The following is a 15,368-nucleotide window of genomic DNA, read 5'->3' as shown; positions in this document are numbered from 1 at the left end:
CGGTCCACCGACGTGCGGGCCGGGACCCACGGGGGGTCCCGGCCCGTTCGCCGTCCAAGACGTGCGGGCCGGGACGCGGTGACGCCGGTCGGAGGCCGTGCTCGCAGTCAGGCGAGCCGGCGGTTCTCCCGGACCAGGCCGCCCTCGCACCAGTCCCGGTAGACGAAGAGGTCCTGCCGGGCCAGCAGCATCCGGCTGTTGTGCGCCCAGGTGCCCATCAGTTCGTCGCCGTCCCGCTCGGCCTGCTCGACCAGCTTGCGGAAGCGCCGCTTCGGGTGCGCGCGGAAGTTCGTCCGGATGCCGTCCGCGGCGTAGATGTAGAGGCAGTGCAGCGCGAACCGGCGGGCCGGGCAGGCCGGGTCCATGGCCAGGTCGAAGAGGGTGAGCACCAGGTGATCCCCGGCGACCAGCAGGTCCCAGTCGGGCGGCATGGAGGTCAGCGGGACCGAATCCGGCTGGTATGCCCAGGCCCGCAACTCCGCCGGCGACGGATCGACGGGGTTGGCGAAGCCGTGGAACGTCGACTCCTGCACGTTCACCGGCAACCTTCCGCTCGTGTACCCGCGGGGGCCCCGCCCACCTGCGGAGACTGGCCTGCTGGGGCGCCACGGTAGCGCGCCCTCGCCAGCTGGCGGAAGCCCCTGATGGGAGCAATTCGGCGACGGCCGGACCGGCGCCGGATCGGCCGTACGGCCGACCCGGCCGCCCGCGCTCAGTCGGCCGTGGGCAGCGGCTCGGTACGACGGACCGGGCTGCGCCGCCGCAGCCACGCCTTGAACCAGCCCATGTCGGGCAGTCGGGCCAACATCGGACCGGTCACCACGGTGATCAGCACGTACGCCGTGGCGAGCGCCGCCAGCCGGGGCTCGACGGTGCCGGCGGCCACCGCCAGCCCCGCGATGACGATGGAGAACTCGCCGCGCGGCATGAGCGCGAAGCCGGCCCGCCAGCGGCCGGGTTCGGCGATCCCGGCCCGGCGCGCCGCCAGGTAGCCGGTGAGCAGCTTCGTCCCCATGGTGACCACGGCCAGGGCCAGCGCCGGCAGCAGCACCGGCGGCATGTCCCGGGGGTCGGTGACGAGCCCGAAGAAGACGAAGAAGACCGCGGCGAAGAGGTCCCGCAGCGGGGAGAGCAGCTCGGTGGCGTGGTGCGCCACCGGCCCGGAGAGGGCGATGCCGACCAGGAACGCGCCGACCGCGGCGGAGACCTGGAGCTTGGCCGCCACGCCGGCGACCAGCAGGGTCAGGCCGAGCACGCCGAGCAGCAGCGCCTCCGGGTCCTTCGCCGACAGGGCCGCGGAGATCAGGTGGCCGTACCGGATGGCGACCACCAGCACGACGACGACGGTGAGCACCGCCACGCCGAGCGCGATCCCGCCCTTGACCAGTCCCACGCCGGCCAGCAGCGCGGTGACCAGCGGCAGGTAGAGCGCCATCGCCAGGTCCTCGATGACCAGCACGGAGAGGATCACCGGGGTCTCCCGGTTACCGACCCGGCCCAGGTCGCCGAGGACCTTGGCGATCACCCCGGAGGACGAGATCCAGGTGATTCCGCCGAGCACCACGGCGGCCACCCAGTCCCAGCCCAGCAGCAGCGCGAACGCGAAGCCCGGCAGCGCGTTGAGCGCCGCGTCGATCAGGCCGGCGGGCGCCGCCGAGCGGAGGTTGCCGACGAGCTCGTTGGCGCTGTATTCCAGGCCGAGCATGACCAGCAGCAGGATGACACCGATCTCGGCGCCGACCGCGAAGAACTCCTCGCTGGCGTTCAGCGGCAGCAGGCCGCCGTGCCCGAAGCCGAGGCCGGCGAGAAGGTAGAGGGGGATCGGGGAGACCCCGAACCGCCGGCTGAGCCGGCCGAGCAGACCGAGGAGCAGCAGCAGCGCGCCGACCTCGACGAGCAGTGTGGTGGTTTCGTGCATCCGCCTCAGCCGTCCGGGTCACTGTCGGCGAGGATGGCGGTCACTCCGTCGAGGCCCTTGCGGGTCCCGACCACGACCACCACGTCACCGGCCGCGAAGCGGAAGGTGGGATCGGGCGAGACGATCACCTCGCCCTGGCGCAGCACCGCCACGATGGAGGCGCTGGTGCGGGTACGTGCCCTGGTGTCGCCGAGCCGCCGGTTGACGTACTTCGACCCCGCCGGGATGGCGATCTGCTCGGTGAGCAGCCCGGCTGCCTGCTCGCGCAGGCCGGAGAGCTGGCCGAGCATCAGCGACGCGCCGAGGATGTCGGCGAGCGCCTCCGCCTCGTCGTCGGTGAGCGGGATGTCCGCCTGGCAGGCGTCGGGATCGTCCGGGTCGTACAGGACGAGGTCGCGACGGCCGTTGCGGTGGGAGACCACACCGAGTCGGCGGCCGGATTCCGTCACCAGATCGTGACGCACACCGATCCCGGGTAGGGCAGTCTGTTCGACACGTACTCGCACCCGGGCAAGGCTACCCGGTGGAGGGGGAGGTCATGATCGATCGCGCGCGGCGGTCGCTGGCCGTCCTCCTGCTCGTACCCGTGCTCGGGTCCTGCTCGGCGATCGGCGACATCCGGCGGGACCCGCCGGCCCCGACGACCGCGCCGCCCCGGCCGGTGGTGACCGCGCCGGCGCCGCTGCCGTCCGGCGGCTTCGACGAGGTACGCGCCGTCCGGGTCGCCGTCGCCCAGCGGTACGACGACCCGTACGTCGAGTTCGCCGACGCCGCCCACGGCTGGGCGCTCTTCGCCAGCTGTGACGGCCGTCCGCCGGACCGGAACTGCCCAGCGCTGCTCTTCTCCACCCTGGACGGTGGCCGCTCCTGGGTGAAGGTGCGTCATCCGCGCCCGGTGGCCGACAACCAGCAGCTCTACACCGCGCCGGGGCTGGTCACGCTCCTGGCCGAGCCGCACGGCTGGTACGCGTCGACCGACGGCGGCGCGAGCTTCGTCCGCACCGACGGGGAGCCGCCGGCGTGGCGGGCCGCGCAGGGGCGGTTCCAGATCATCGAGGGCGCGGAGCGGGTGGGTGAGTGGGACGGCCGGACGTTGCGCCCGCTCGCCGTCCAGCCGCCTGTGCCGGGGCTGAACAGCGTCGCCGTCGCCGACGATCTGGTGGTGGCGGCGGGGGTGGCGGGCGACGGGCCGTCCGCCGCGGTCTCCACGGACCGGGGTCGGAGCTGGCAGCGGACCCCGGTGCCGGCGGCCGACGGGGAGCTGTCGATCGTCCGGGCGCGGGTCGCCCCGGACAGCCAGGTGTGGCTGGTGGGTGAGCGGCCGGACCGGCTGGACTTCCCCGCGCTCTGGCGCTACCAGGGGCGCTGGGAGTCGGTGCCGGCGCAGTCCTACCCCTCCCGGATCCTGTCGGTGGCCCCGGTCGGCGCCAGCCGGGTCGCGGTGACCGGCCCGTACGGGGCGGGTGTGGTGATCGACGGCCGGTACACCCCGGTCGCCTGGCCGGTCGGCCCCAACCACTACCTGACCACCCTCGACGACGGCACCGTCGTCGCCCGCGGCTCGTCGGAGGTGGTGCTGGGCACCGGCGTCGGCACGGACCGCCGGTGGATCCGGGTGACCGTCGAGGGCGACTGACGGGCGACCGGCGCGCACCGGTTCCGCCCGGCGCGCGGACGACGCGCCCGGCCGGGGGTCCCCGACCGGGCGCCCGCCTGCCGCCGGCTCAGTGGAGCGCGGCGAAGAACTCCCGGATGTCGGCGACCAGCACGTCGGTCGCCTCGTGCGCGGCGTAGTGCCCGCCCACGTCGCCGCGCCCCTCGACCTCGGTCTGGTACGCCGTCCAGCGCACGATGTTCCCGTGATCCCGCTCGGCGAAGCGGCGGATCGACTGGAAGTCGCCGGGGAACATCGCCAGCCCGGTGGGGCTCGTCGTCGGCCCGGTCGGGTGCTCGGTGGTGTGCGCGTCCTCCCAGTAGAACCGCATCGACGAGGCCGCCGTGCCGGTGAGCCAGTAGATCGCCACGTTGGCGAGCACGAAGTCGGGGTCGAGGCTCCGGTCGAAGAGCTGGCCGTTCCAGGCGAGCAGGCCGACCGGCGAATCGGCCAGCGCGAACGCCAGGGTCTGCGGCTGCTGGCTCTGCACCTGGTTGAAGGAGAACTTGTTCTCGAAGAACCACTGGAGGTGCGCGAGCGCGGCCTGGTCGGCCTCGGAGAGCTCCTGGAACTCGCTCGGGTCCCCGGAGGGGAACGAGAAGAGCTGGGTGACGTGGACGCCGAGCACGTGCTCGGCGTCGATGCGGCCGATCTCCGGCGAGATCATCGAGCCGGCGTCGTTGCCGACCGCGCCGTAGCGGTCGTAACCGAGCCGGGCCATCAGCTCCGCCCACGCCCGGGCGGTGCGGTACCGGTTCCAGCCGGCGCTGCGGGTCGGCCCGGAGAAGCCGAAGCCGGGCAGCGACGGAATGACCAGGTGGAACGCCGGCGCCGTGGGGTCGGTGGGCTCGGTGAGCGGGGTGATCACGTCCAGGTACTCGACCACCGATCCGGGCCAGCCGTGGGTGAGCACGAGCGGGGTGGCGTCGGTGCGGGACGACCGGACGTGCAGGAAGTGGATGTCCTCGCCGTCGAGCTCGGTGACGAACTGCGGGTGGGCGTTCAGCCGCGCCTCCACGGCCCGCCAGTCGAACCTCTCCAGCCAGTACGTCGCCAGGTCGCGGATCCGGTCGATGGTCGTGCCGTACGCGTCGCCGACGCCCGGGAGCTCTCCGGGCCAGACGGCCCGGCGGAGCCGGTCGGTGAGGTCGTCGAGGGCGGTCTGCGGGATGTCGACGCGGAACGGGCGGATGGCGGTGCTGGACATGCGCTGCTCCTCAGAACGGAATGTTTCGTTCCGCTTCACGATAGCAGAGCGGAATGATCCGTTCCACTGCTACTCTGTGGTCATGCCGAACCCGACCGACACCCCGCCGCTCGCCGGGAGGCGTGCCCAGGCGGCGCGCAACGACGCGGTGATCCTGGAGGCGGCCCGCGCGGTCTTCCTCGCCGATCCGAAGGCTCCGATCGCCGCGGTCGCCGAGCGCGCCGGTGTGGGCATCAGTGCCCTCTACCGGCGGTACGCGGGCAAGGAGGACCTGCTGCGCAAGCTCTGCCACGACGGCCTGCGGCGGTTCATCGAGGCGGCCGAGGAGGCGGCCGGCGACCCGGACGACTGGTACGCCTTCGCCGGCTTCCTGGAGCGCGTCGTCGATGCCGACGTGCACTCGCTGACCGTGCACCTGGCCGGCACCTTCACCCCGACGCCCGAGATGGGCCGGGACGCGGCGCGGGCCAACGAGCTCACCGCGGCGCTGGTGGAGCGGGCGCGGCATGCCGGGCGGCTCCGACCCGACCTGGTGGTGCAGGACGTCGGGCTGCTGCTGGAGGGGTGTGCCGCGATCCGCGTACCCGATCCCGAGCGGACCCGGCAGTTGCGCCGGCGGCATCTCGCGGTGCTGCTGGCCGGCCTCGCCGTCACCGATCCCCCGCTGCCGGGGCCGCCGCCCGCCGCCGGGGAGTTCGACTGGCGGTGGCAGCGACCCGAGTGACCCGGGTCACATACCTGGAGTTGAGCGGAATACGCTCAACTCTGGTTTCGTCCTTCCTAGTGGACACGCCGATCCGGGGGAGCCCATGAACACGGAACGTCTCACCACCAAGAGCCGCGAGACCATCACCGGTGCCGTCGCGCTGGCGAACCAGCGCGGTCACGCCACCGTGGAGCCCTGGCACCTGCTGCTGGCGCTGCTGGACACCGACGGCTCCACCGCCGCCGGCCTGCTGCGCGCCGTCGGCGCGGACCCCGCCGAGCTGCGCCGCGTCGCCCAGCGCGCGGTGGACGCGCTGCCCGCCGCCCGCGGCTCCAGCATCGCCGAACCGACCCTGGCCCGGGAGTTCGTCAACGCCATCGGCGCCGCCGAACAGATCGCCCGGCCGCTCGGCGACGAGTACACCTCCACCGAGCACCTGCTCGCCGGCCTGGCCCGGGTGGGTGGTGCGGTCGCCGGCGCGTTGAAGAACGCCGGGGCCACCGAGGAGAACCTGGTCGCCGCCTTCCCGACCGTCCGGGGCGGGGACCGGCGGGTCACCACCGCCGACCCGGAGCAGACCTACCAGGCCCTGACCAAGTACGGCGTCGACCTCACCGCCAGCGCCCGGGACGGCAAGATCGACCCGGTGATCGGCCGGGACTCCGAGATCCGCCGGGTGATCCAGGTGCTCTCCCGCCGGACCAAGAACAACCCGGTGCTGATCGGTGAACCGGGCGTCGGCAAGACCGCGATCGTCGAGGGGCTGGCCCAGCGGATCGTCGCCGGTGACGTGCCCGAGTCGCTGCGGAACAAGAAGCTGGTCTCGCTCGACCTCGGTGCGATGGTCGCCGGCGCGCAGTACCGCGGCCAGTTCGAGGAGCGGCTCAAGTCCGTCCTGGAGGAGATCAAGAACTCCGACGGGCAGGTCATCACCTTCCTCGACGAGCTGCACACCGTCGTGGGCGCCGGCAAGGGCGAGGGCTCGATGGACGCCGGCAACATGCTCAAGCCGATGCTCGCCCGCGGTGAGCTGCGGATGGTCGGCGCGACCACGCTGGACGAGTACCGCGAGCACATCGAGAAGGACCCGGCCCTGGAGCGCCGCTTCCAGCCGGTGCTGGTCGGCGAGCCGACCATCGAGGACACCATCGGCATCCTGCGCGGCCTCAAGGAGCGCTACGAGGTGCACCACGGCGTCCGGATCACCGACGCCGCGCTGGTCGCCGCCGCCGGCCTCTCCGACCGCTACATCACCGACCGGTTCCTGCCCGACAAGGCGATCGACCTGGTCGACGAGTCCGCGTCCCGGCTCCGGATGGAGATCGACTCCCGTCCGGTCGAGGTGGACGAGATCGAGCGGGCGGTCCGCCGGCTCGAGATCGAGGAGATGGCGCTGGCCAAGGAGCCGGACGCCGCCTCCGCCGAGCGGCTGGAGCGGCTGCGCAAGGAGCTGGCCGACAAGCGGGAGCAGCTCACCGCCCTCTCTGAGCGGTGGCAGACCGAGAAGAGCCACATCACCAAGCTCTCCACCGCCAAGGAGGAGCTGGAGCGGCTCGGCGGCGAGGCCGAGCGGGCCGAGCGCGACGGCGAGCTGGAACGCGCCGCCGAGCTGCGCTACGGCCGGATCCCCGCGCTCAAGGCCGACCTGGCGACCGCCGAGGAGGAACTGGCCCGGCTCCAGGCCGATGGCGCGATGCTCAAGGAGGAGGTCGGCGCGGACGACATCGCCGCCGTGGTCGCCTCCTGGACCGGCATCCCCGCCGGCCGGCTGCTGGAGGGCGAGACCGCCAAGCTGCTCCGGATGGAGGAGTCGCTGGCCTCCCGGGTGGTCGGCCAGGCCGAGGCGGTCGGCGCGGTCTCCGACGCGGTCCGCCGGGCCCGGGCCGGCGTCGCCGACCCGGACCGCCCGACCGGCAGCTTCCTCTTCCTCGGCCCGACCGGCGTCGGCAAGACCGAGCTGGCAAAGGCGCTCGCCGAGTTCCTCTTCGACGACGAGCGGGCCATGGTCCGCATCGACATGAGCGAGTACGGCGAGAAGCACTCCGTCGCCCGTCTGGTCGGCGCCCCGCCCGGGTACGTCGGCTACGAGGAGGGCGGCCAGCTCACCGAGGCGGTGCGCCGCCGGCCGTACTCGGTGATCCTGCTCGACGAGGTGGAGAAGGCCCACCCGGACGTCTTCGACGTGCTGCTCCAGGTGCTCGACGACGGCCGGCTCACCGACGGCCAGGGCCGTACGGTGGACTTCCGCAACGCCATCCTGATCCTCACCTCCAACCTGGGGTCGTCGGTGATCGGCGACCTGACGCTCGGCGAGGAGCAGCGCCGGGAGGGCGTGCTCGCGGTGGTCCGGTCCCACTTCAAGCCGGAGTTCCTCAACCGCCTCGACGACATCGTGGTCTTCGCCGCACTGCGCGGTGACGACCTGCGCGAGATCGTCGACATCCAGCTCAACCGGATGCGGAAGCGTCTGGCGGACCGCCGGCTCGGCCTGGACATCACCGATGCCGCCCGGGGGTGGCTCGCCGAGCACGGGTACGACCCGATCTACGGTGCCCGTCCGTTGCGCCGGCTGGTCCAGTCCGCCATCGGCGACCAGCTCGCCAAGGCCCTGCTGGCCGGGCAGATCCGCGACGGCGACACGGTCCGGGTCGACCTGGCCGACAGCAAGGACGCCCTAGCCGTCACCGCGGCCTGACCCCACTCCCCCCGGATGATCATGGAGCTGTTGTCCCGACACGCCGATACGGCAGGCAACAACTTCATGATCACCGGGGTCGGGGGCGGGGCGAGCGGGCAGTAGGAGGACATGTTGGGAATCGGGAAGCGGGACCGGGAGCTGGACGCGGCGATCCGGGAACTCGCGAAGGCGGACACCCTGGCCTTCGGCGGCGTGGGGATCGCCTCGCAGATCCTTCCGGCCACGGAGGCGTACCGGCACGTGGAGGCGGCGCTCCGCGAGCACCCGGAGCGGGCCCGGAAGAAGGTGGACTGGCTGCTCACGCACGCCTCGCCGGCCGGTCGGGCGTACGCGGCGGTGCTGCTCGAGGAGGTCGACCCGGCGGCGGCCCGGGAGGCCTGGACGGCGCTGCGCGACGACGAGGGTGGGTTCACCACCTTCTCCGGCTGCGTGATGGGCACGACCACGCTGCGCGAGTACGCCACCGACCGGCTCGCCGGGAGCTGAATCCGGCCGGAAACGGGACAGCGGATAGCGCCGGCGCTGCCGTAGCTTTCCGGCATGACCGCACCTGCCGCCCCGCCGGTACGCCCGCCCAGGCCCCGCCTCGTCACCGTCGCGTTCTGGTTGCAGCTCGCCATCGCGGCGCTCCTGCTGGTGCTGGCCGGTCTGGTGGTCTGGCAGGCCGTGCACTGGAACGGCGAGATCGACCGGGCGTTGCGGCTGGTGCCGGACGCCGACCCGGAGGAGGTCTCCGGCGAGCGGTTCGGCAACGTCATGATGGCCTGCGTGATCGGCGTGCCCGCCGTGCTGCTGGCGGTCGCGCTCGCGGTCACCGCCCTCGGGATCCGCCGGGGCAGCAACGCCGCCCGGATCACGGTGTTCGTGATCGCCGGTGTGCAGGTGTTGATCATGCTCGGCCAGGGCTGCTCGGGCGCCCTGTTCCTCCCGTTCCTCTTCTTCCTCGACGAGGGCCCGGGCGAGTACGCCCCGGACGAGTACGACCCCGGCTTCCCGGAGGACTCGAAGTTCCTCGACGCCCTCTACGGCAGCGGCCCGGACCGGTCCGAGGACGTCCTCTTCGCCGTCGGCGGGCTGAGCCTGCTGCTGGTCTTCTGCCTCACCCTCGCCGTGGTGGTGCTGCTGGTGCAGCCGACCGTGCACCGCTGGTTCGTGCCCCGGTCCGCGACCGAGGCCCGGCCGCCGGTCGGCTACCACCCGGTGCCGGCGGCCTTCGTGCTGCCGCCCGGCTACATGGTCTGCCCGGATCCGCGGCTGCACGGCGTACCGCAGCCGGGCCAGTACCCGCCGGCGCCCTACCCGCCGTATCCGTCGCCCTTCGCGCCGGCACCCCATCCGGCGGGCACGTCGCCCTTTGCGCCGACGCCGCCGATGGAGGCCGCGCCGGCGCCCGAACCGGCGCCCTCGACCCCGGGGGACGCCGGGCAGGGGCAGCAGGACACCGGCGGCATCACCCCGCCGCCCGCCGACCCGACCGCTCCCGGCGGCACGCACGGTGGCTGACCGAACACTCAGCAACCGGCCGATGTCCCCCGGTGCGCGCGGTTGTTACCGTTCCCGCCAACGCACGTGGGAAGGCGGTCGCGGTGGACGGTTCGGTGGCGTACCTGGTGACGGCGGTGGGGTGTCTCGTCGGGGTCGCCGGAGTGGTGATCGCGGTGATCGCGATCCAACGTGGACGGAGGCGGGCGACGACGACGGCCGGGCCCGGTGACCCGTTCCGGGACAGCGACGCCGACGCCCTGCGCGGCGACCCGCGCAAGCTCAAGCCCGGCGACATCGTCGAGATCCGCCAGGTGTCGTACGCGGTCCGGGGCTCGGTGCATCTCGTCGAGGGGGCGTGGAGCTGGGCGGAGCACCTGCTCGACGACGCCGGCGGGGTGAAGCGCTGGCTGTCGGTCGAGGAGGACCCGGACCTGGAACTGGTGCTCTGGGCCGCCGAGCCGGGCACCCCGCTCACCCCGGGCGCCCCGACCCTCGACTTCGCCGGCCGCAGCTACTCCTGGGAGGAGTCCGGGCAGGCCCGCTACTCGGCCACCGGCAGCACCGGCCTCGACCCGAGCGGCACCGTCCGCTACCACGACTACCGCGCCGCCGACGGCTCCCGGCTCGCCTTCGAGGCGTACGGGGAGGCCGGCTGGGAGGTGGCCCGGGGCGAGCGGCTGCACCGCACCGAGGTGATGGTCTACCCGCAGGCCGGCGCCGGGACGGTGGACTGAGCGTGCTCGTCTCGCTTGACACCCCGTACGTCGACACCAGCGCCGCCGACCTGAGCCTGGACCTCGGCGGCCCGGAACGCCCGGCCCTGCACGTCCGCGACCTCGACCTGCCCGGTGGGGTCCGGCTCCGGCTGCGCCTGCTCGGCGCCTCCCACCAGGTCGTGCTGACCGCCGACGGCAGTGCCGCTCCGCTCACCGAGACGGTCGCCTGCCTGCCCGGTGGCCCGCCGCACCTGCCGGGCACGCTGCACGACGAGGCCGGCGGCTACCGGTTCACGGCCACCGTGCTCCGGCCACCCGCCGGTGAACTGCGTACCCGGGTCGCCGCGCTCCGCGCCGACCTGGCCGACGACCCGTACGCGCTGGTCGGCGTCTTCCCCGGCGACCCGGACGCAGTCACCGCGCTGGCCGTCCGCCCGGACCCGCCGGACGGCTCGGTGGCCTGGCGCACCTGGCACGCGTATCCCCAGACGAACGAGTTGGTCCTGACCGAGACGGTGGTGGCACTGCGATGACGTACCGGCGATGGTTCGTGGTGGGGGTGTGCTTCGCCGTCATCGGCGCGCTGGTGGCCGCCTTCGCGATCTTCTACGGCAGCTTCTCCCCGCGGGGCTACGTCCAGGACCGGTACAGCCGGGCGACGGGCCGGGACATCGGCGGCGACGCGGTCGCCTACACCTCCGGCAAGGCCCCGAGCCTGGTGGCGAAGGAGGTGTCGGACGCCTGGCAACCGGCCGACCAGTACGTCGACGGCAGCGGCGTCTACCTGCGCTACGACGACGACTCCGTGGTCATCCTGCCGCTCGCCGCCGGCTCGCTGATCCTGCTGGAACGGCTGAACACCGCCTACCCGCGCTACCACCGCACGGTGGGCAACCACTGGGGCTGGGGGCGGGGCAGCACCGTGCGCGGCGGCGGCCCCGGCGCCGGCAAGTAGTCCGACCGAACGACACCCCTGGAGTCCCCTGTGCAGACCCTCGTCACCGACCTGCTGGTCACCCTCGCGTACGGCGTGGTCGGCGTCGTCCTGATGGCCGTCGGCTACGCCCTGGTCGACATCGCCACCCCCGGCAAGCTCCACGAGCTGATCTGGACCGAGCGCAACCGCAACGCCGCGCTGCTGCTCGCCTCGAACCTGGCCGGCGTCGGCATCATCGTGGTCGCCGCGATCGCCGCCAGCGCGGACGACTTCGTCCTCGGTCTGGTCGGCGCCGCCGCGTACGGCATCCTCGGCCTGGTCATCATGGCCGGGGCGTTCCTGTTGCTCGACGCGGCGACGCCGGGCCGGCTCGGCGAGCTCCTGGTCGACCCGGAGCCGCACCCCGCGGTCTGGGTCTCGGCCGTCGTCCACCTCGCCACCGGCGCGATCATCGCCGCCGCGATCAACTGATGTCGACCGGCAAGCAGCCCGGTGCGCAGCCGAAGAAGAGCGGCTGGCCGGCGCTCATCTGGACCATCGTCCTGGTGGTCCTGTGCTGCGGAGGGACGGTCGTCTACCCGAGCTGGGGCACCGTCTTCGGCGACGACCGCTCCGCCACCGTGTCGGCGCCGACCGCGCAGGAGCGCGGCGACACCGTGCCGATTCTGGCGCAGTCCGCCGCCGGCCAGGGCGTCTGCTACGGCTGGGTGCTGAAGGACTACTTCGACTACGGCGACCCGGTCAGCGTCGGCTCGAACCTCGGCGACGGGGTGGCGGTCCAGGACAACCCGGCCTGCCCCCGCTGGGTGCAGGTGTCCGCCCGCATCTACTACCCGTCGAAGAGCAGCGAGAGCGACGACAACGCCTACGTCGACGTGACCGGCTCCGCCGACGTCGACTCCGTTGACCTGCTCCGGATGAAGAGCGGGCTGGATCGGCTCGGGGTCACCGAGAAGGCCTTCGTCGACGACCCGGGCTGGGCCATCACCCGCGCCGCCGTCATGCTGCCCCTGCTCGCCGCCGAGCAGGGTCTGGTCGAGCCGGCCGCCACCCCGGCCCCGGATACGGCGAGCCCGTCGCCGCTGCCCGCCGCCGGCAACGACCTGTGGCGGGACCGTTGGGGCTACTTCGTCGCCGTCACCACCCTGGTGCTGATCGCCGCGCTGCTGATCACGGTCGGGGTGGTGCAGCGCCGCCGGCAGCGCCGCCGCGTGGCCGTGCCCGCGCAGCGCGCCGGGGCGGAACCGGCGACGACGCGTACCCCGGAGAGAGGGTGACCACCGACGCGCCGGGCGCCCCGGCGCACTGGCGGGCGGCCCGCGCGGCGGTGCTGCTCGCGGTCTTCGTCTGTGCTGCCTGCGGCCTGGTCTACGAGCTGGCCCTGGTCGCGCTCGGCAGCTACCTGATCGGCGATGCGGTCGGCCAGGCCTCGATCGTGCTCGGCGTGATGGTCTTCGCGATGGGTGTCGGCGCGTTGGTCGCCAAGCCGTTGCAGCCCCGGGCCGCCGCCGCGTTCGCCGCGATCGAGCTGACCCTCGCCCTGCTCGGCGGGCTCTCCGTGCTCGGCCTCTACGCCGCCTTCGCCTGGCTGGACCTCTACGGCCCGGCGCTGGTCGGCACCGCCTTCGTGCTCGGTCTGCTGATCGGCGCGGAGATCCCGCTGCTGATGGTGATGCTGCAGCGCATCCGCGCGCAGTCCGCCGGCAGCGCGGTGGCCGACCTCTTCGCCGCCGACTACGTCGGGGCGCTGCTCGGCGGGCTGGCCTTCCCGTTCCTGCTGATCCCGGTCTTCGGCCAGCTCAAGGGCGCCCTGGTGGTGGGCGCGGTGAACGCGGTCGCCGGGCTGGTGCTGGTCGGCACGGTCTTCCGTCGGGAGCTGAGCCGCCGGGCGCGGGTCGCGCTCACCGCCGGCTCCGTCGTGGTCGCCCTCTGCCTGGGGTACGCCTGGATCACCGCCGCCGACTTCGAGCTGACCGCCCGGCAGCAGCTCTACCGGGACCCGGTGGTGCACGCCGAGCGCAGCCGCTATCAGGAGATCGTGCTGACCCGGTCGGTTCGCGAGACCGGTCATGCCGACACCGACCTGCGGCTCTTCCTCAACGGCGACCTCCAGTTCAGCTCGGTCGACGAGTACCGCTACCACGAGGCGCTGGTGCACCCGGCGATGCGCGGCCCGCGCGGCGAGGTGCTGGTGCTCGGCGCCGGCGACGGGCTCGCGGTGCGGGAGATCCTGAAGTACCCGGACGTACGCCGGGTGACCGTGGTCGACCTCGATCCGGCGGTGGTGGCGCTCGCCCGCACCGAGTCGCAGCTGCGCGAGCTCAACCGGCGATCGCTCGACGACCCGCGGGTGCGGGTGCTCAACCTGGACGCGTTCGGCTGGCTGCGGACGGCCACCGAACGGTTCGACGTGGTGGTGGCCGACCTGCCCGACCCGGACGAGACGGCGACCGCCAAGCTCTACACGGTCGAGTTCTACGCGCTGATCCGGGCCCGGCTGGCCGAGGGCGGGCGGCTCGTGGTGCAGTCCGGGTCGCCGTACTTCGCGCCCCGGTCGTACTGGTCGATCGAGGCGTCGGTGCGGGCGGCCGGGTTCGCCACCGTGCCGTACCACGTGGACGTGCCGAGCTTCGGCGACTGGGGGTTCGTGCTGGCCGCGCCGGGCGCCACCCCGCCGGCGCTGGAGTTGCCGGCCGACGTGCCGCCGCTGCGCTTCCTGGACCCGTCGGTGCTCCGCGCGGCGGCGGCCTTCCCCGCCGACCGGCGTCGACTGGACGTGCCCGCCTCCACGTTGTTGCAGCCCAGGGTGCTGGAGTACGCCCGCACGGAGTGGCGCGGCTACTAGCGTCGACGGGGCGTCCGGCGCGTGTCGAGTCGGGTTGGGGCGGAGTCGATACGGTGGGAGCCGATCAAGGGAAGGAGAATCATGGTCGATTCCCACAGCACCCCGGCCCGGACCCGTCCGTCCGTCGTGACCATTTCCAGCTATCTGCTGATCCTCTTCGCCGTCATCCAGGTGATCGCCCTGATCGTGGCGCTCTCCACGATTGGCGCGGTGCGGGACGCGATGACCGACGCCTTCCGGGACAGCGGCGTCGAGGGCGCGGAGACCGTGCCCGACATCGCTGTCGCGGCCACGGTCGGTGGCGCCATCTTCGCCCTGCTGCTCGCCGTCGGTCTGGTCGTGCTGGCCATGCTGAACAACCGGGGCAAGAACGGCTCCCGGATCACCACCTGGGTGCTCGGCGGCATCCTGATCTGCTGCAGCGGCGGCGGACTGGTCAGCAACGCCACCGGTGGCTTCACCGGCGGGGCTTCGGGCGGGAACGGGCCGAGCCCGGACGAGATCCAACGCCGGCTCGACGATGCGCTGCCGTCCTGGTACGGCCCGGTCAACATCCTGCTCGGCGTGCTCGGTCTGCTTGCCCTCATCACCGCGCTGATCCTGCTGGCGCTGCCGAAGTCGAACGAGTTCTTCCGTAAGCCGCAGCCGGCCTGGGAGCCGCCGGTCCCCGGCGCCGCCTACCCGGGCTACCCGGCCACCCCGGGCCACCCCGGGCAGGGCTACCCCCAGCAGGGTTACCCGCAGGCCGGTTACCCCCAGCAGGGTTACCCCCAGCAGGGTTACCCCCAGCAGGGTTACCCCCAGCAGGGTTACCCCCAGCAGGGTTACCCCCAGCAGGGTTACCCCCAGCAGGGTTACCCCCAGCAGGGTTACCCGCAGCAGGGCTACCCGCAGGCGGGCCATCCCCAGGCGGGTCACCCGCAGCCGGGCTACCCGGAGGGCGGCTACCCGGCCACGCCCGGTCAGCCGCACGCCGGCCAGCCCGGCCAGCAGTCGGACTGGCAGTCCCCGCCCGCCGCGGACACGTCACCGTCGGCCCCGTCGCCCGGCACGCCGGACGCCGGTACGCCGGACACCCCGCCCTCCACGGGCGGCCCGGACAGCTCGTCGTCCGGTGGCTCGGACAGCTCGTCGTCCGGCGGCAGATCGGACTGATCCGCCCGACGGGCGCGTAGCAGCGACGCCGACGATTCCCTCCGAGT

Annotated in this window: 16 protein-coding genes; 12 read left to right on the top strand and 4 right to left on the bottom strand. The window is 73.2% G+C overall.

The genetic code is table 11. From position 1 onward, the window contains the following. Window positions 1–107: 107 nt before the first annotated feature. The 3 genes from V6U81_RS09290 to V6U81_RS09280 all read right to left on the bottom strand — a co-directional run bounded on the left by V6U81_RS09290 (window position 108) and on the right by V6U81_RS09280 (window position 2,424). On the bottom strand, window positions 108–539 hold the full coding sequence (locus V6U81_RS09290) for a hypothetical protein (RefSeq protein ID WP_334486722.1): 432 nt from the start codon (window positions 537–539) through the stop codon (window positions 108–110). A gap of 173 nt (window positions 540–712) precedes the next feature. After that, window positions 713–1,918 carry a cation:proton antiporter gene (locus V6U81_RS09285; protein WP_334486720.1) on the bottom strand — a complete coding sequence of 402 codons (1,206 nt, stop codon included), beginning with the start codon at window positions 1,916–1,918 and terminating at the stop codon, window positions 713–715. Between the two features lie 5 nt (window positions 1,919–1,923). Then, a complete protein-coding gene (locus V6U81_RS09280) occupies window positions 1,924–2,424 on the bottom strand; it encodes a cation:proton antiporter regulatory subunit (protein ID WP_334486717.1) in 501 nt (166 codons plus the stop codon). 32 nt (window positions 2,425–2,456) lie between these two features. Between V6U81_RS09280 and V6U81_RS09275 the strand changes: the two genes are divergently transcribed. Further along, window positions 2,457–3,554: a beta propeller repeat protein gene (locus V6U81_RS09275; RefSeq protein WP_334486715.1), complete on the top strand. Its 1,098-nt coding sequence runs from the start codon at window positions 2,457–2,459 to the stop codon at window positions 3,552–3,554. 88 nt (window positions 3,555–3,642) lie between these two features. On the opposite strand, the gene V6U81_RS09270 is transcribed toward V6U81_RS09275, so the two are convergent. Then, window positions 3,643–4,779, bottom strand: coding sequence for an epoxide hydrolase family protein (locus V6U81_RS09270; RefSeq protein ID WP_334486712.1), 1,137 nt, complete (start codon window positions 4,777–4,779; stop codon window positions 3,643–3,645). An 82-nt stretch (window positions 4,780–4,861) separates the two neighbouring features. Here V6U81_RS09270 and V6U81_RS09265 point away from each other — a divergent pair, with 82 nt between their 5' ends. From V6U81_RS09265 to V6U81_RS09215, 11 genes are all read left to right on the top strand, one after another. Next, window positions 4,862–5,503 (top strand): TetR/AcrR family transcriptional regulator, encoded by a 642-nt coding sequence (locus V6U81_RS09265; protein WP_334486709.1) that lies wholly within the window; start codon window positions 4,862–4,864, stop codon window positions 5,501–5,503. An 85-nt stretch (window positions 5,504–5,588) separates the two neighbouring features. Further along, entirely contained in the window at window positions 5,589–8,180 is a 2,592-nt protein-coding gene (gene clpB, locus V6U81_RS09260) for an ATP-dependent chaperone ClpB (protein WP_334486707.1), read from the top strand. 111 nt (window positions 8,181–8,291) lie between these two features. After that, window positions 8,292–8,669 (top strand): hypothetical protein, encoded by a 378-nt coding sequence (locus tag V6U81_RS09255; RefSeq protein ID WP_334486705.1) that lies wholly within the window; start codon window positions 8,292–8,294, stop codon window positions 8,667–8,669. A 54-nt stretch (window positions 8,670–8,723) separates the two neighbouring features. Then, a complete protein-coding gene (locus V6U81_RS09250; protein WP_334486702.1) occupies window positions 8,724–9,686 on the top strand; it encodes a hypothetical protein in 963 nt (320 codons plus the stop codon). A gap of 83 nt (window positions 9,687–9,769) precedes the next feature. Continuing rightward, complete coding sequence (locus V6U81_RS09245) at window positions 9,770–10,402, top strand: DUF4178 domain-containing protein (RefSeq protein ID WP_334486701.1); 633 nt, start codon at window positions 9,770–9,772, stop codon at window positions 10,400–10,402. A gap of 2 nt (window positions 10,403–10,404) precedes the next feature. Continuing rightward, window positions 10,405–10,917: a DUF2617 family protein gene (locus tag V6U81_RS09240; protein ID WP_334486698.1), complete on the top strand. Its 513-nt coding sequence runs from the start codon at window positions 10,405–10,407 to the stop codon at window positions 10,915–10,917. Then, window positions 10,914–11,339, top strand: a complete 426-nt coding sequence (locus V6U81_RS09235; RefSeq protein WP_334486696.1) for a DUF4247 domain-containing protein — start codon at window positions 10,914–10,916, stop codon at window positions 11,337–11,339. Before V6U81_RS09240 ends, V6U81_RS09235 begins: the two co-directional genes overlap by 4 nt. 30 nt (window positions 11,340–11,369) lie before the next feature. Then, on the top strand, window positions 11,370–11,792 hold the full coding sequence (locus V6U81_RS09230; protein ID WP_334486693.1) for a DUF350 domain-containing protein: 423 nt from the start codon (window positions 11,370–11,372) through the stop codon (window positions 11,790–11,792). Then, on the top strand, window positions 11,792–12,598 hold the full coding sequence (locus tag V6U81_RS09225; protein ID WP_334486690.1) for a hypothetical protein: 807 nt from the start codon (window positions 11,792–11,794) through the stop codon (window positions 12,596–12,598). The genes V6U81_RS09230 and V6U81_RS09225 overlap by 1 nt, the downstream gene beginning before the upstream one ends. Continuing rightward, the gene (locus V6U81_RS09220; RefSeq protein WP_334486687.1) at window positions 12,595–14,166 is read left to right on the top strand and encodes a polyamine aminopropyltransferase; all 1,572 of its coding nucleotides are present in this window, start codon (window positions 12,595–12,597) and stop codon (window positions 14,164–14,166) included. The genes V6U81_RS09225 and V6U81_RS09220 overlap by 4 nt, the downstream gene beginning before the upstream one ends. A gap of 81 nt (window positions 14,167–14,247) precedes the next feature. Next, a complete protein-coding gene (locus V6U81_RS09215) occupies window positions 14,248–15,321 on the top strand; it encodes a hypothetical protein (RefSeq protein WP_334486685.1) in 1,074 nt (357 codons plus the stop codon). The last annotated feature ends 47 nt before the right edge of the window (window positions 15,322–15,368 follow it).

The sequence above is a fragment of the Micromonospora lacuserhaii genome (assembly GCF_036902735.1).
Taxonomy (GTDB): domain Bacteria; phylum Actinomycetota; class Actinomycetes; order Mycobacteriales; family Micromonosporaceae; genus Micromonospora.
This window is presented reverse-complemented; position numbering and strand designations above follow the sequence as displayed.

What these genes read in the sequence shown, in the direction of transcription:
- V6U81_RS09235 (WP_334486696.1), top strand. Translation starts at nt 10,914, where the DNA reads ATGACGTACCGGCGATGGTTCGTGGTGGGGGTGTGCTTCGCCGTCATC.
- clpB (WP_334486707.1), top strand. Translation starts at nt 5,589, where the DNA reads ATGAACACGGAACGTCTCACCACCAAGAGCCGCGAGACCATCACCGGT.
- V6U81_RS09270 (WP_334486712.1), bottom strand. Translation starts at nt 4,779, where the DNA reads ATGTCCAGCACCGCCATCCGCCCGTTCCGCGTCGACATCCCGCAGACC.
- V6U81_RS09255 (WP_334486705.1), top strand. Translation starts at nt 8,292, where the DNA reads ATGTTGGGAATCGGGAAGCGGGACCGGGAGCTGGACGCGGCGATCCGG.
- V6U81_RS09250 (WP_334486702.1), top strand. Translation starts at nt 8,724, where the DNA reads ATGACCGCACCTGCCGCCCCGCCGGTACGCCCGCCCAGGCCCCGCCTC.
- V6U81_RS09285 (WP_334486720.1), bottom strand. Translation starts at nt 1,918, where the DNA reads ATGCACGAAACCACCACACTGCTCGTCGAGGTCGGCGCGCTGCTGCTG.
- V6U81_RS09265 (WP_334486709.1), top strand. Translation starts at nt 4,862, where the DNA reads ATGCCGAACCCGACCGACACCCCGCCGCTCGCCGGGAGGCGTGCCCAG.
- V6U81_RS09275 (WP_334486715.1), top strand. Translation starts at nt 2,457, where the DNA reads ATGATCGATCGCGCGCGGCGGTCGCTGGCCGTCCTCCTGCTCGTACCC.
- V6U81_RS09225 (WP_334486690.1), top strand. Translation starts at nt 11,792, where the DNA reads ATGTCGACCGGCAAGCAGCCCGGTGCGCAGCCGAAGAAGAGCGGCTGG.
- V6U81_RS09215 (WP_334486685.1), top strand. Translation starts at nt 14,248, where the DNA reads ATGGTCGATTCCCACAGCACCCCGGCCCGGACCCGTCCGTCCGTCGTG.